This is a genomic window from Sphingopyxis sp. JAI108, from assembly GCF_013410105.1.
Lineage (GTDB): Bacteria > Pseudomonadota > Alphaproteobacteria > Sphingomonadales > Sphingomonadaceae > Sphingopyxis > Sphingopyxis chilensis.
Map to the genome: position 1 here is coordinate 2,238,884 of NZ_JACCCJ010000001.1, position 13,458 is coordinate 2,252,341.

Consider the following 13,458-nt stretch of genomic DNA (forward strand, 5'->3'; position numbering starts at 1 on the left):
GTCCCCCGCCAGGCCGGCGGTCGCGGCTCCGCAGCCTATCCTGAGGCCGACCATGCAATCAGCGCGCGGGCTCCCTCGTCGATTTCGATGGTCGCGGGATCACTGAGCAGGACCGCTTCGCCAAGCTCGACACCTTCGCCGGCGGCGCGGCAGCCTGCCGAAAGCGGAACGAACGTCAACTCGCCGGCCGCCTGCTGCAGCAAGGCCCGATCGATTGGTGCCGCGAGGTGCGCAAGAAAAAAATGCGGGCCGCTCACCAGCATGCGGTTGGCGTGAGGGCCGACGACGGTGTCGCGTGGATCGTGAACCGGACCCGGATGCGCAACCTTGAGCCCCGCGTCGAGATGCAGTTCGCGCGGACGGCCATAATCGTAGAGACGATAGGTGCAGTCGACATTCTGCTGCACTTCGACCACGGTCAAGCCGGGCCCGATCGCGTGGATCGTACCCGCCGGATTATAGACGAAATCGCCGACCTTGGAAGGCCGCCAGTCGATCAAGTCGACGATCGACCCGTCGAGTGCGGCGTCGCGGAGGGCCTCACGCGTCGTTTCGACGTTCAGGCCGACCCCCAGCTCCGCGCCCGGATCCGCCGCAAGTATCAGCCAGCATTCTTCCTTGCCGCGCGGATAACCCGTGGCATGCGCTGCGTCATCGTCCGGATGAACCTGGATCGACAGCCTCTCCGACGTGAACAGGAATTTGACCATGAGCGGCGCCTCGTCGCCGGCGGGATTCGCGAACCAGATTTCGCCGATCCGGCGTCCGCCGAAGTCGCCGAACGCGCGCGGAATGTCGGTGCGGCCCCAGGGCTTCTCGACGACGATGGTTTCGAGGCGGACGAGCATCGAGACAGGATGCGGGTCCGCCCGTCAGGCGTCAAGCTCCGGAACGATACGCAATGCTGTTTCGATGCAGCATTGACTGGCTAACGTCGGGTTCCCGGCGGCCTCATCGGCAGCGGCGATTTCGGCAAGGCCTAGCCGGACGGAATCTTCGCTGCCCGGGACGGGCAAATATGACAGCCCCTATGGCGAAACGGCGCTGCGGATTCTTAAACTCGTGCCCCTACGGCCCATCTGGAGCGCCTCGAGTTTCAGTGGATCGATGACCAGATTGCGGAACGCGCACACCACCCTCCTAGTCGCTGACCGGAAACAGTCCGCCTCTGGCGGCGGCTCGAACGCCATATATCCGCACGTACCCATGAGGTTCTGATCGCAGGCCTCATATGCGTGGATATGAAGTTCCGACGTATCCCAACCCATTGAAAACCGGGTCTGGTCCTAACTATATTCCTGCCGCAGCCAACGCGGCTGTAACATCCTCAACTTGGCATGGAGAAGAAGATGTCCAGCAAACATATCCACTATCTCCGGCGCGAGCATGCCCGCCTCGACGCCGAAATCGATCGGGAATCGCGGCGCCGTCTGCCCGACGAGGTCCTGATCGCGCGGCTCAAGAAGCTGAAGCTGGCGGTCAAGGACCAGATCGCCGCGTGGAGCAACGACACCGGCGGAAGCCGCGTTGCCTGACCCATCGCGGAGCCGCTCAGCGCGGCTCCGCCCCTCGGTCGCGGACGACCTTCCGCGCTCTCCGACGAACCCCCGTCCGGGATAGATTGCGGGTCTTGAAACCCGAAAATGCCTTCCTAATTTTTTTCCGGATGCCGGATTTTCCGGGTCTGCAGGACATGGAGAGCGCCGGCTCTGTGTACCGGCGCATCTCATGCCCGAATTGCTTCAATCAGGAGGATTTGGAAATGAGAACCGACTTTGACTTCACTCCCTACCGCCGCTCGACGGTGGGCTTCGATCATCTCTTCGACCTGCTCGAGAAAAGCCAGCGCAACGAGACGTCCGACGGCTATCCGGCCTTCGACATCGTGCGCGAGGCCGACGATCGCTTCCGCATCACGCTCGCGGTTCCCGGGTTCAAGCCCGACGAGATCGAGATCGTCGCGCAGCAGAACCAGCTCACCGTCACGGGCAAACCCGCGGAAGAAGATGCGAAGAGCACCTATCTCCATCGCGGCATCGCGCGCCGCGCCTTCGAACGGCGCTTTCAGCTCGCCGACTATATCGAGGTCGGCGCGGCGAGCTTCGCGGATGGCCTGCTCGCGATCGAGCTCAACCGTGTCATTCCCGAAGCGATGAAGCCGCGCAAGGTCGAGATCGGCAGCAACGCCGAGCCGCGCCGGATTGGATCGTCGAAAGAAAAGGCGCTCGAAAACGCCTGACTTCCTGCGGGGCCGCTCGTTCAGCGGCGGCCCCGCTTCCATGAAAGGTGAGAAGAAGCTGCAAAGCGCCGGGCAGCCAGCGCCCCTGCGCCGGTCAGTCTATCGCGCGGATAATATCCGCCGCGCTCCACTCGGCGGGTCCGATCAGCGCATCATGCGCGATCCTCACCGAATGGAGCGCGGCTTCGATCTGGCGCCGCCACATCGCCAGAAAATCGAACAGCACCGGAAAGTCCGGCGGAAGATCGTAATCCTGCCAGACGTAGAGCTGGAGCAGCGAGGGATGATCGGGCCGGTAATAATGGATTTCGGCGGTCGTCAGCCCGTAACCGTCCAGCTGCGCGATCAGGGCGCGGTCGGTCATGGCGCGCGCGCCTCGCCGCTATCGAGCGACCGCAGCGCCGCGAGCACGTCGTCGACCGGGACCGCGCGGCGCGCGCCGGGCGGCTTGCGGAGCGCGGGCTTGTCGCGAACCGCCGAACGGTCCGATGCCCAGGATGCGAGGAGGGCGCGCTTGACCTCGGGCTCGAGGCTCGGGTGACGCGCCACCTCGAAGGGGTGAAGAAAACGGGAAAATGGCTCGGACATGATCGTGCCTCCTTCCTTGTCGCCATTCCTCTCTCATCATGCGGCAAGGCGCCGCGAGACGGATTTTGGGAGCGAAGCGAGTCGAGTCAAGAGGTTGCAGGCCGTTGATAAGGGGCATTTTGTCACTCTACGACAACGAGTGCCAAAAAATTTTTATCCACCCTCTTGAAGCGAAAAAATCCGCTTCCTAGCTCATCGTCGCCGCGCGTCCCGCACAGGCGCGCTGGCTTATCATATCGTTATGCAACATGGAGGTTATGCATGCATTTCCGTCCCTTGCACGACCGTGTGGTCGTCCGCCGCATCGAAGCCGAGGAGAAGACCTCGGGCGGCATCATCATCCCCGACACCGCCAAGGAAAAGCCGCAGGAAGGCGAAGTCGTCGCCGTCGGCCCGGGCCTCCGCGCCGAGGACGGCACGGTCACGGCGCTCGACGTTCAGGCCGGCGACCGGATCCTGTTCGGCAAATGGTCGGGCACCGAGGTGCGGATCGACGGCGAGGAGCTGCTCATCATGAAGGAGAGCGACATCCTCGGCGTCATCGAGCAGGCAGAGGCGCTCAAACAGGCGGCCTGACACCGCATCCATCCAACCACTGAAAGGACAGCAAGAAGGAGGTAAAAATGGCTGCCAAGGAAGTGAAATTTGCGTCGGACGCGCGTGATCGCATGCTGCGCGGCGTGGATACGCTTGCGAATGCAGTGAAGGTCACGCTGGGTCCCAAGGGCCGCAACGTCGTGATCGACAAAAGCTTCGGCGCGCCGCGCATCACCAAGGACGGCGTGACCGTTGCTAAGGAAATCGAGCTTGCCGACAAGTTCGAGAATATGGGCGCGCAGATGCTGCGCGAAGTCGCATCGAAGCAGAACGACAAGGCCGGCGACGGCACCACGACCGCGACCGTGCTCGCGCAGGCGATCGTTCGCGAAGGCTCGAAGGCGGTCGCCGCGGGCATGAACCCGATGGACGTCAAGCGCGGCATCGATCTCGCCGTCACCACCGTCGTCGAGGATCTCAAGGCGCATGCCAAAACGGTCGAGGCGAACAGCGAGATCGCACAGGTCGCGACGATCTCGGCGAATGGCGACGAAGAGGTCGGCAAGATCCTCGCCGAAGCGATGGAAAAGGTCGGCAACGAGGGCGTGATCACGGTCGAGGAAGCGAAGAGCCTCGCGACCGAACTCGAAACGGTCGAGGGCATGCAGTTCGACCGCGGCTACTTGAGCCCTTATTTCATCACCAATGCCGAGAAGCTCAAGGTCGAACTCGACGATCCGTACATCCTCATCCACGAGAAGAAGCTCTCGAACCTGCAGGCGATGCTGCCGCTCCTCGAGAGCGTCGTCCAGTCGGGCCGGCCGCTGCTGATCATCGCCGAGGATGTCGAGGGCGACGCGCTCGCGACGCTGGTCGTCAACCGTCTGCGCGGCGGGCTCAAGGTCGCGGCAGTCAAGGCACCCGGCTTCGGCGACCGGCGCAAAGCGATGCTCGAGGATATTGCGGTGCTCACAGGCGGCAATGTCGTCAGCGAGGAACTCGGCATCAAGCTCGAGAGCGTCACGATCAACATGCTCGGGCGCGCGAAGAAGGTCGTCATCGACAAGGATAATACGACGATCGTCGACGGAGTCGGCACCCGCTCCGACATCGACGGCCGCGTCGCGCAGATCCGCCAGCAAATCGAGACCACGACCAGCGACTATGACCGCGAGAAGCTGCAGGAGCGGCTCGCCAAGCTCGCGGGCGGCGTCGCGGTGATCCGCGTCGGCGGCGCCACAGAGGTCGAGGTCAAGGAGAAGAAGGACCGTGTCGACGACGCGCTCCACGCGACGCGCGCGGCGGTCGAGGAAGGTATTCTTCCCGGCGGCGGCATCGCGCTGCTCCGCTCGCTGAAGGCGCTCGAGGGTCTGAAGGCCACGAACGACGACCAGCAGTCGGGTATCGACATCGTTCGCCGCGCGCTCCGCGCCCCGGCGCGCCAGATCGCCGACAATGCCGGCGAGGACGGCGCCTGGATCGTCGGTAAGCTCCTCGAAAGCGAGGAGTATAGCTGGGGCTTCAACGCCGCCACCGGCGAGTATCAGGACCTCGTCAAGGCCGGCGTGATCGATCCCGCCAAGGTCGTTCGCACCGCGCTGCAGGATGCCGCTTCGGTCGCATCGCTGCTGATCACCACCGAGGCGCTCATCGCCGAGCTGCCGAAGGAAGAGAAGGCCGCGCCGATGCCGGCGATGGACTTCTGACATGTGGAGGGCGGTGGGCCACCGCCGCCCTCTCATTTGTAAGCAAGAAGGCGAATGACGGGAGATACGTTATGCCATTTGGCGGACAAAGCGTTCGAAGCTGCGCAGCGCAAATCAAACTTCAGCACGGCGAGCAAGCCGCCTTCCTTGTCGCCCGTCAGGCTCGGTGGGCGCGCGAGCGCGGCAATGGGGAGGAAATCGCCTTCTGGGACGCTGTCCGAGACGACCTCAATCGAAAGATCTCACGCCACTGAGGGGGAGTCCATGCAATGCGAATTCCGGGCGCGCACGGCGAGATCGGTAACAGACTAATGACGCCGTCTCGCCTCAGACACCAGGCGCTCGATGTAGGCTGCAGAAGCTTCCGGATTATAGGGTCTTCAAGATGCGGCCCGTTATCGCTTCGTTCACGCGCAGCCTTCGCTGCTGAATCGACGCTGCCAGCGATCCGCAGACAGCTGGCGTCTAGCCACGCAAATGGAGCCTAAACCAGAATCGTCCGTCAGCTGGCGTACTCCACCTCGGCCATGGCATTATGGATAGCGTGCGCCATCTCCGCCGCGCGAAAGGGCTTCGGCAAGCGAAGAACATCGCTCGCCGTATCCTCGGCAAGATCGGCAAAACCCGTGATCATCAGGACCGGCAGATCGACCCTAACCTTGCGGGCCTCGCGCGCCAGTTCCAGGCCGCTCATGGATGGCATCAGATAGTCGGTTACAACGATGTCGAAGGGCTGCGACCTGATCTGGCCAAGAGCTTGCACGCCCGAGGCGGCCTGCGTCACAAGATGTCCCATATCTTCCAGCATCGCAGCGGTTGCCTCCCGGACGATTTCTTCGTCATCGACGAGCAATATCCGTAGCGGCGCCGTTTCCAAAAGCGGGGCCGCGGCAGCCGAGACATGCGACAGGGCTTCCGACGAGGCGGCGGGCAGCATAATTTCGGCGACTGTGCCGCTGCCGGGCTTGCTATGTAGCGACAGTCGCCCGCCCGACTGCGCGGCGAGGCCGTGTACCATCGACAGGCCGAGCCCCGTGCCCTTGCCCACTCCTTTGGTCGAGTAGAAGGGCTCGATGGCCCGTGCGAGCGTCTCGGCATCCATGCCCGCCCCACTATCCGCTACCGCGATGCGGACGTAGATGCCGTCGGCAAGGCTCCCGCCCTCACCAGCTTGCTCCCAGCGATCGACCGAAATAGCGAGGCGCCCGCCATCCGGCATGGCATCGCGGGCATTGACGGCCAGGTTTAGAATGGCGAGCTCGAGCTGGTGAGGATCGACCATCGCTGCCGGAACATCGAGCGCGAGATCGACCGACAGCTCGATCGTCGGCCCGATCGATCGCCGGATCAGTTCCTCCATCCCGGCGATCAGTTCTTTCACATCGACGGGAAGGGTCTCTAGGTTCTGGCGGCGCGCAAAGGCAAGCAGGCGGGCGACGAGGGTCCGTGCGCGCTCGGACGACTGGAGTGCGCCATCGAGAAGCTTCTGGAGCCGCGGCTCGGAAATCTTCGTCCGCAATATGTCGAGGCTGCCCACGATGGGCGTCAGCAGGTTGTTGAAATCATGCGCGACACCCCCGGTGAGCTGGCCGAGCGTCTCGAGCTTCTGGGCTTCGTGGAGTTGCGCCATCACCTCGGCATGCTCGCGTGTGCGTTCTTCAACGCGTTGCTCCAGTTCGAACGCAAAGCTGCGGAGTGTTTCTTCGGCTGCTTTGCGCTCGGTGATTTCCTGACTCACGCCGATCATTCCCAGCGCACGGCCACTCGCGTCGAGCTCGGGCTTGCCACGGACCTGCACCCAATGCACCGATCCATCTGGCCAAACACAGCGATATTCGATGTCATAGTCGTCGCCCGTTTCAAGCGATCGCCGCACTTCGGCCTGCATGGTCGCGCGGTCGTCGTGGTGGACGCTTGCGACGAGCTCGTCATACGAAAACGGATCGTCGGCGGACCTGCCATAGTGGCTTTTGCAATCGGGCGATGCGTCGAGCCGCATTGTAGCGACGTCGAAAGTCCATTCGCCCAGCCGCCCGGCAGACAGGGCAATGCGGAGCTGCTGTTCGCCTTCCCGGATCGCCTGTAGGCGTGCCCGCGCCTCATATTGGCGGCGTCGCCCGCGAAGCGCCGCCTTCACGATGCTGATGAGAGTGGTAGGATGAAAGGGTCGCTCGATAAAGGTCACATTACCCAGCAGATCGAGATAGCGGCCCGCCGCAGGATTTTGCTCGATGCTACCGCCGCGCTCGGTGAGTAGAATGAAGGGGAAGTCGGACCAATCCTCCTGTGCCCGGATGAACCCGTCGATGCCGCGCAAGTCAGCGCCGCGAAGGGCCTCGTCGGTGATAAGCCCGAAACCCGCACCATGCTCCAGAATTTCGACGAATTCTTGCAGGCTTTTGGCGATCCCGCTTTCGATGCCCGCCTCGCGAAGCATCGAGGCGGCAATATCGGCATCCCTTCCGCGCGGCGCGAGAATGATCGCCCGCTCTGAAAAGGTCCGGTTCATCCGGCGGGGAGTGCCTGCGGTGTTTCCATAAGCTCGGCAGAACCGATGATCTCGGGAACGCCGCGAAGGACCCCCTGGAAACCCGTCAAAGGCGCGCCGAGCGAAATCCCCTCCGACCCGATCCGATACTCGCGGATCGTATATTCATGCGCGCCCGTGCGCTTTTTCATGATCGATATGGCCCGGCGCACGCGCCCGGCCGCTTCGAAATAGCGCAGCAGCACGATGGTATCGGCGAGATAGGTCACATCGACGGGCGCCTTCATGTCTCCCACCAGGCCATGCTGCGCGACGGTGAGGAAGGTCATCACGCCCTGCCTGTTCAGATATTGGAGCAACTCGTGCATGTGGAGAATGAGGGCGGTTTCTTCGGGCATCGAAGCCTGAAAGCCGTTGAGACTGTCAATTACTACCGTCTTTGCGTCATATTGCTCGACACAGTTGCGAACGCGCTGCGAGAACTCGCCTGGAGACAGCTCCGCCGCATCGACTTGTTCGATGATCAGATTGCCGCTGTCGACCATCTCCTGAATATCTATCCCCATGCCTTTCGCCCGGGCGAAGAGAAGGCCGAGTTCCTCGTCGAAGACAAACATCGCGGCGTTGTCGCCGCGCCGGATCGCGCTCGCTACAAAGGTGAGCGCGAAGAGCGACTTGCCCGTTCCCGACGGCCCGAGAATCAGCGCGCTCGATCCTGTGTCGAACCCGCCGCCGAGAAGCGCGTTAAGCTCGGCATTCTCGGTGGCCACCACCTTCCGCTCGAATTCGGTCTTATGCTCAAGCGAGACGAGGCGCGGAAAGGCGCGTACCCCGCCTTTTTCGATGATGAAATCATGATAGCCGCCCCGGAAACGTTGACCGCGATATTTGAGCACGCGCAGGCGGCGGCGCTCTGCCCCATATTCCGGCGACTTCTCCTCAAGCCGGATGACGCCGTGTGCGACGCTGTGCACGGTCTTGTCGGCGCTTTCCGAAGTCAGGTCGTCGAGGAGCAACACCGTCGCGTCATGGCGCGCGAAATAATGTTTGAGCGACAGGATCTGGCGGCGATAGCGGAGCGAGCTTTGCGCCAGCAGGCGGATTTCCGAAAGGCTGTCGAGCACGACACGATCGGGCTTCACTTCTTCATATTTTTCGAGGATGCGCTTGGTCGTTTCGCCAAGCTCGAGGTCTGACGAATAGAGGAGGCTCTGTTGCTGCTCGTCGTTGAGCAGTGCCTCGGGCGGAACGAGTTCGAAGATGTGAAAATTGTCGGGAAGATCCCAGCCATGCGATTTGGCCGTCTCGCGCAGCTCTTCGTCGGTCTCCGAAAGCGTGATGTAGAGGCAGCGCTCGCCCTTCGCCGTCCCCGCGAGTAGAAACTGGTTGGCAATCGTTGTCTTGCCCGTCCCCGGATCGCCTTCCATGAGGAATATCCGTCCGCGCGCGAGGCCACCGGCGGTGATGTCGTCAAGGCCGGAAACCCCCGTTTCGGCCTTGCTCTGCCGATCCCAACCGCTCGTCTCCGTCATTCCATTCCGCTCCATCATCACATCATCCGTTGAAAATGATCGACACCCGAATGCGGTTCCAAAGTTGGCTAATGCCAAGGTCATCCTTCCAGCGACGCGAGGACATCGTGCAGGCTCGCCATCGCAAGGGGTTTCGCCAGAACGGGACGGTTCTTCCACGCCAGCCCCAGCACCTTCGCAAAGCCGCCCGTTGCCACGAGAAATGCGCCGTCCGCAGCGTCAGCCCGCCCCTGCGGATGCCGCTCACCTTCCGCCTCGCGCGCGTGCAGGCTTCCAGGACCGCTGTCTCTACTTGGTGTCGTTAATGAGCATCATCTGTCGCCCCCGTTTTCTTGAAGAATTGCGTACCAATAAATCGCACTGCTCGCGGTCCGTGCCCGTAGATGCCGCCCTGCTGACGCGGTCGCTTCAATTTGAGAAACAGCCCGTTGGGACGTCCGTTGCCGCGCGACGATGCAATCCAGGTTAGCCGAGGCATCTTTTCCCGTCCCTGGGCTTGCCGGCGGCATGTCGCCGGCCTCATCGACCGATGTCGCCGCGTGCGCTCGGCGGTCACCGACATCGCTGCGGCGCGTGCCGATGGAGCCAAGCGCGCGTTCACAGGTTCTATCAATGCAGACTGACTCAACAGAAAGGAAATAAGGGTGGAATGGGGAATCATGACGATTGTGGGTCCGATCCTGCTGCTTCTGGTTCTGGCATGGGCCATGATCAGCAACCGGCGCTCGGAGGAGGAAAAGCGCCGCACGGAGGAAGGGACGCGGATACGGCGGGCCGAGGAGGAGGCTGCCGAGCAGGCGCGCGACCCCGACGATAAAGACTAGCTTTCGCCGGCGCCATCTTGGCCTGAGGGCGCTATGGGCAGCATCGCTTCGCAGCCGGATTAGCAGCTCAATGCGCTCGTGGGGCCGGTCGCCGAGGCTATCCTGCCAAATTGCGTCCTTGCCGCAGCGATCCGGACGAGCGGCCAGCAGCCACGACCCTGCGCCGGTCATCCCACCAAATTTCGGGCCCTATCCGAGGGTAAGGGGTCGCGCTGGTAACCTGCGATCCGGTGTAATCGGTCCGGTCAAATCAGCCGCTCGCTCTTTCGTCGTGTCCCGAGTTAGGCGTGCGATGCCGTCGGGTACCGCTGGTCTGATCGCGCCCGTGGCCCACGGTAAAATGCCCAAGGCCTCGGCATGCAAAAAAGCGCGTAAAGCGACCGCTACGTCAAGCGACCGCTAAAACTACGGGGCGCATCATAGTCTTGCGGCCGATGCGAAACTCTGCCCCCCTCGGTGCATTGGGACAGAGGGGGGTCTGAAAGGTCTATCATGATTTTCGATACTTGGGACGAGGTGTTGCGCGTCTTACTCCTGGGCGGTTCGGCATATATCGCTCTGATCGTAATATTGCGGTTCAGCGGCAAGCGCACCTTGGCGAAGATGAGCGCCTTCGACCTGGTGGTGACCATTGCGCTCGGCTCGACGCTTGCTACCATATTGCTAAGCCGCGACGTGGCACTTGTGGAAGGCGTAACTGCCTTGATGACGCTGGTCGCGCTGCAATATGCGATAGCGGCGCTTGCGGTCCGCTGGCGGTCTGCCGAGCGATTGGCAAAGTCGGATCCTCGGCCCCTGCTGACGGACGGCATGATCGACACCGAAGCCTTGAAGCGCGAACGGGTCACCCGGGATGAAGTTCTTTGCGCTATTCGAAGCCAGGGCTTTGGCGACATCGCGGACATTGCGGCCGTAGTGCTCGAGACGGATGGCAGCTTCAGCGTGGTGCCTCGCGATCGTGCGGGCACGCGATCCGCGCTGCCGACAGCCGTAAGCCGTTCGGCATGAGCGCGGAGGAGCGGACCGACCTTGCCCAGAATCGCACCGAGCTGGCAGAAGACCGCACGGTGTTGGCGCATGAGCGCAGCTTCGCGGGATGGGTACGCACCGGGATGGCCGCGGTTGGACTTGGTCTCGGCTTCAATGCCCTGTTCAGGACGATGGAGCCCAGCTGGATGCCGAAGGCGATCGCCACGAGCTTTCTGCTGATAGCTATTTATATCTTCGTCTCGGCCGAGCAGCGTGCGCGCACGATCATCGCCAGCCTGGAGCCGCATAATGTGACTGTCTTGAGGCCAATGCGCATCCGGCTGCTCGCCTGGGCCTTGGCAGCAGCCACCACCTCTCTCGTCGCTGCGCTCTGGCTTGCCGCTCCGGAATGAAGCTCGGCATTCCTTAGCGGATGCTCGAAATGCCCACTAGTCTGGCCAAATCTATTCGGCCCGCGGATTGGCCAACTGTCGCAACTACGCTCGCGCAAACCGGCGCGCGGGACGTCGCACTCTCTTCTTCAATGATCGTTGATCAAGCTTGCCGGCGCCGAACTATATATTCGACGACAGGACCCGCGGTGAAGCCGTGGACGACGGTCGACAGCAGGATCGTGAGCGCAATCGTCGCCCAGAGCTGCCCCTCGTCCACCAGTTCCAAGTGGCTCGCCGCATAGCCAAGATAGTAAATCGAGCCGATGCCCCGCACGCCATAGAAAGCGATCACGAGCCGGTCGGCCGGTGGCAGCCCGGTTCGCAGCATGCTGATCCAGCCGGCCAGCGGCCGCACGACGAACAGCAGAGCAAAAGCAATTCCCGCATGGGCCCAGTCGAGTTCGCCGAAGAGGCGGGGAAAGGTGGCGCCGATGAGGATGAGGAGAAGCGCGGTCAGCGCCAGTTCGATCGCTTCGTTGAAGCCATGAAGCTTGCCGTGGAACTCATGCTCGGCTTCGACCCGGCGCAGGACGACCCCCGCGACGAAACAGGCGATGAAGCCATAGCCTTCGGCAAGCTCGGTAGCACCGTAACAGAGGAGCACACCCGCGATCGCCAAGACGCCGGACGCCGTGTCGGCAAGGACATTGCCACGCGGGATGACGAACAACACGCGCGCCAGCAGCCAGCCGACCGCGGCACCTCCCACGACACCGACGGCGATACGATAAAGAACGTCGAGAAGCAGCCATTCGCCAAGCATCGCGGCCGATAAGCCCGACGTGCCGGCGAGCAGGCCGAGATAGACGAACGGAAAAGCAAGCCCGTCGTTCAGGCCCGCTTCGGTAGTAAGTGCAAAGCGCACTGGATGCTCGCCGCCTTCGGTCGGCGGCCCGACCTGCACTTCGCCCGCGAGCACCGGGTCGGTCGGCGCCAGCACCGCGCCAAGAACCAACGCGCCGGCCAGGGTCATCCCGGCAAAGGCGAGCCCCATGAAGGCGACAGCGGCTATAGTGAGCGGCATAGCGATGGCCAGAAGCCTGATCGTCGGCCGCCACCGCCGATAATCGGTCACATTGTCGATCCGGATGCCGGTACCGAACAGGGCGACGATAACTGCAAGCTCGCTGGCAAGCTCCCAGAACAGCGGTGCGTCGCGGGGGTCCAGCGCCTGCGACACGCCGGGAAGTATCCAGTGGATCGCGATGCCGAACAGGATCAGCAGCGCCGACGCCGCGGGCTCGCGCCCGGAGAGAAACCGCGGGAGCCAGAATGCGGCGATGATGCCTGCGCCGACAAGCGCCATTCCGACATGATAGCTGCTCAAACCGAAGAAGGGTTGTCCGTTCATTCATCCTGCAATGGCGCTGAGAGAAGAAAGGGAAACGATGCGCGGGGCAACACTGTTCCCCAAAGGTCCCTCCAGCTTCTAGCCGGTGCGACCCATTCGGCTAGAGTTGTCGGCAAATTGAACGGCGCCGCTCGGGCGCCGGAAAGAAATACGGCCATCGGTGCAACGGCCGCCCCATTGGCTTGTTGGTACAGAAGGGGGCCACGAAGAGCGCGGTACGCATCCCGAGGCGATCCCGCGCCATCAGCAAATGACTTCAGGAGAAACACCATGGTCGACACCATCGAACGACATTCAACGCAGCGCCTTATCGCATCCGACAGGGTCGAAGGAACCAACGTCTACAATGGCGAGAACGACAAGCTCGGATCGATCCGCAACATCATGATCGACAAGAAATCGGGCAAGGCCGAATATGCGGTGCTCGAATTTGGCGGCCTTTTCGGCCTCGGCAGCGACCACTATCCCATTCCCTGGGAAATGCTCACCTACGATACCGACAAGAATGGCTATGTCGTGAACCTCACGAAGGAGCAGGTCGAACGTGCTCCGCATTATGCGGCGGACAGCGCGCCCGAATATGACGATATCTTCGGCCGCGGCGTCTACAGCCATTATGGCATCGCCTACCCGCTGCTTCGATGATGAACGGCAACCGAAACCTCATCGATCGGGAGATGGATGAAGGCTGCCGGCCGCATCTAGCAGAAGATGTGCGTGGCGGAGAAATCATTCTCCGCACACGCCGGAGCCGCGCCATTTTTATAGG

At 62.5% G+C, this 13,458-nt stretch carries 14 protein-coding genes; 8 read left to right on the forward strand and 6 right to left on the reverse strand.

Annotated features, from left to right (window positions below; genetic code table 11):
• Positions 1-35: 35 nt before the first annotated feature.
• Entirely contained in the window at positions 36-848 is an 813-nt protein-coding gene (locus HDC29_RS10865) for a class I mannose-6-phosphate isomerase (RefSeq protein ID WP_179497038.1), read from the reverse strand.
• Positions 849-1,349: 501 nt separating this feature from the next.
• Here HDC29_RS10865 and HDC29_RS10870 point away from each other — a divergent pair.
• Entirely contained in the window at positions 1,350-1,535 is a 186-nt protein-coding gene (locus HDC29_RS10870; protein WP_179497039.1) for a YdcH family protein, read from the forward strand.
• 227 nt (positions 1,536-1,762) lie between these two features.
• Complete coding sequence (locus HDC29_RS10875; RefSeq protein ID WP_179497040.1) at positions 1,763-2,239, forward strand: Hsp20 family protein; 477 nt, start codon at positions 1,763-1,765, stop codon at positions 2,237-2,239.
• Between the two features lie 94 nt (positions 2,240-2,333).
• Here HDC29_RS10875 and HDC29_RS10880 read toward each other — a convergent pair whose 3' ends face one another.
• On the reverse strand, positions 2,334-2,603 hold the full coding sequence (locus tag HDC29_RS10880; protein ID WP_179497042.1) for an usg protein: 270 nt from the start codon (positions 2,601-2,603) through the stop codon (positions 2,334-2,336).
• The gene (locus tag HDC29_RS10885) at positions 2,600-2,827 is read right to left on the reverse strand and encodes a hypothetical protein (RefSeq protein ID WP_179497045.1); all 228 of its coding nucleotides are present in this window, start codon (positions 2,825-2,827) and stop codon (positions 2,600-2,602) included. Before HDC29_RS10885 ends, HDC29_RS10880 begins: the two co-directional genes overlap by 4 nt.
• Positions 2,828-3,088: 261 nt before the next feature.
• Here HDC29_RS10885 and groES point away from each other — a divergent pair, with 261 nt between their 5' ends.
• Entirely contained in the window at positions 3,089-3,403 is a 315-nt protein-coding gene (gene groES, locus HDC29_RS10890; RefSeq protein ID WP_179497047.1) for a co-chaperone GroES, read from the forward strand.
• A 47-nt stretch (positions 3,404-3,450) separates the two neighbouring features.
• Positions 3,451-5,070 carry a chaperonin GroEL gene (gene groL / locus HDC29_RS10895; protein WP_179497049.1) on the forward strand — a complete coding sequence of 540 codons (1,620 nt, stop codon included), beginning with the start codon at positions 3,451-3,453 and terminating at the stop codon, positions 5,068-5,070.
• Between the two features lie 502 nt (positions 5,071-5,572).
• On the opposite strand, the gene HDC29_RS10900 is transcribed toward groL, so the two are convergent.
• Entirely contained in the window at positions 5,573-7,579 is a 2,007-nt protein-coding gene (locus tag HDC29_RS10900; protein WP_179497051.1) for a PAS domain-containing sensor histidine kinase, read from the reverse strand.
• On the reverse strand, positions 7,576-9,090 hold the full coding sequence (locus HDC29_RS10905) for an ATPase domain-containing protein (RefSeq protein ID WP_179497053.1): 1,515 nt from the start codon (positions 9,088-9,090) through the stop codon (positions 7,576-7,578). The genes HDC29_RS10900 and HDC29_RS10905 overlap by 4 nt, the downstream gene beginning before the upstream one ends.
• A gap of 644 nt (positions 9,091-9,734) precedes the next feature.
• Between HDC29_RS10905 and HDC29_RS10910 the strand changes: the two genes are divergently transcribed.
• The 3 genes from HDC29_RS10910 (at position 9,735) to HDC29_RS10920 (ending at position 11,296) form a co-directional block, all read left to right on the forward strand.
• A complete protein-coding gene (locus tag HDC29_RS10910) occupies positions 9,735-9,914 on the forward strand; it encodes a hypothetical protein (RefSeq protein WP_179497054.1) in 180 nt (59 codons plus the stop codon).
• Positions 9,915-10,406: 492 nt separating this feature from the next.
• Entirely contained in the window at positions 10,407-10,922 is a 516-nt protein-coding gene (locus HDC29_RS10915; protein WP_179497057.1) for a DUF421 domain-containing protein, read from the forward strand.
• Entirely contained in the window at positions 10,919-11,296 is a 378-nt protein-coding gene (locus HDC29_RS10920) for a DUF202 domain-containing protein (RefSeq protein ID WP_179497059.1), read from the forward strand. The genes HDC29_RS10915 and HDC29_RS10920 overlap by 4 nt, the downstream gene beginning before the upstream one ends.
• A gap of 142 nt (positions 11,297-11,438) precedes the next feature.
• Here HDC29_RS10920 and HDC29_RS10925 read toward each other — a convergent pair whose 3' ends face one another.
• Positions 11,439-12,689: a sodium:proton antiporter gene (locus HDC29_RS10925; RefSeq protein ID WP_179497061.1), complete on the reverse strand. Its 1,251-nt coding sequence runs from the start codon at positions 12,687-12,689 to the stop codon at positions 11,439-11,441.
• A gap of 270 nt (positions 12,690-12,959) precedes the next feature.
• Here HDC29_RS10925 and HDC29_RS10930 point away from each other — a divergent pair, with 270 nt between their 5' ends.
• Positions 12,960-13,334: a PRC-barrel domain-containing protein gene (locus tag HDC29_RS10930; RefSeq protein ID WP_179497063.1), complete on the forward strand. Its 375-nt coding sequence runs from the start codon at positions 12,960-12,962 to the stop codon at positions 13,332-13,334.
• Positions 13,335-13,458 lie beyond the last annotated feature (124 nt).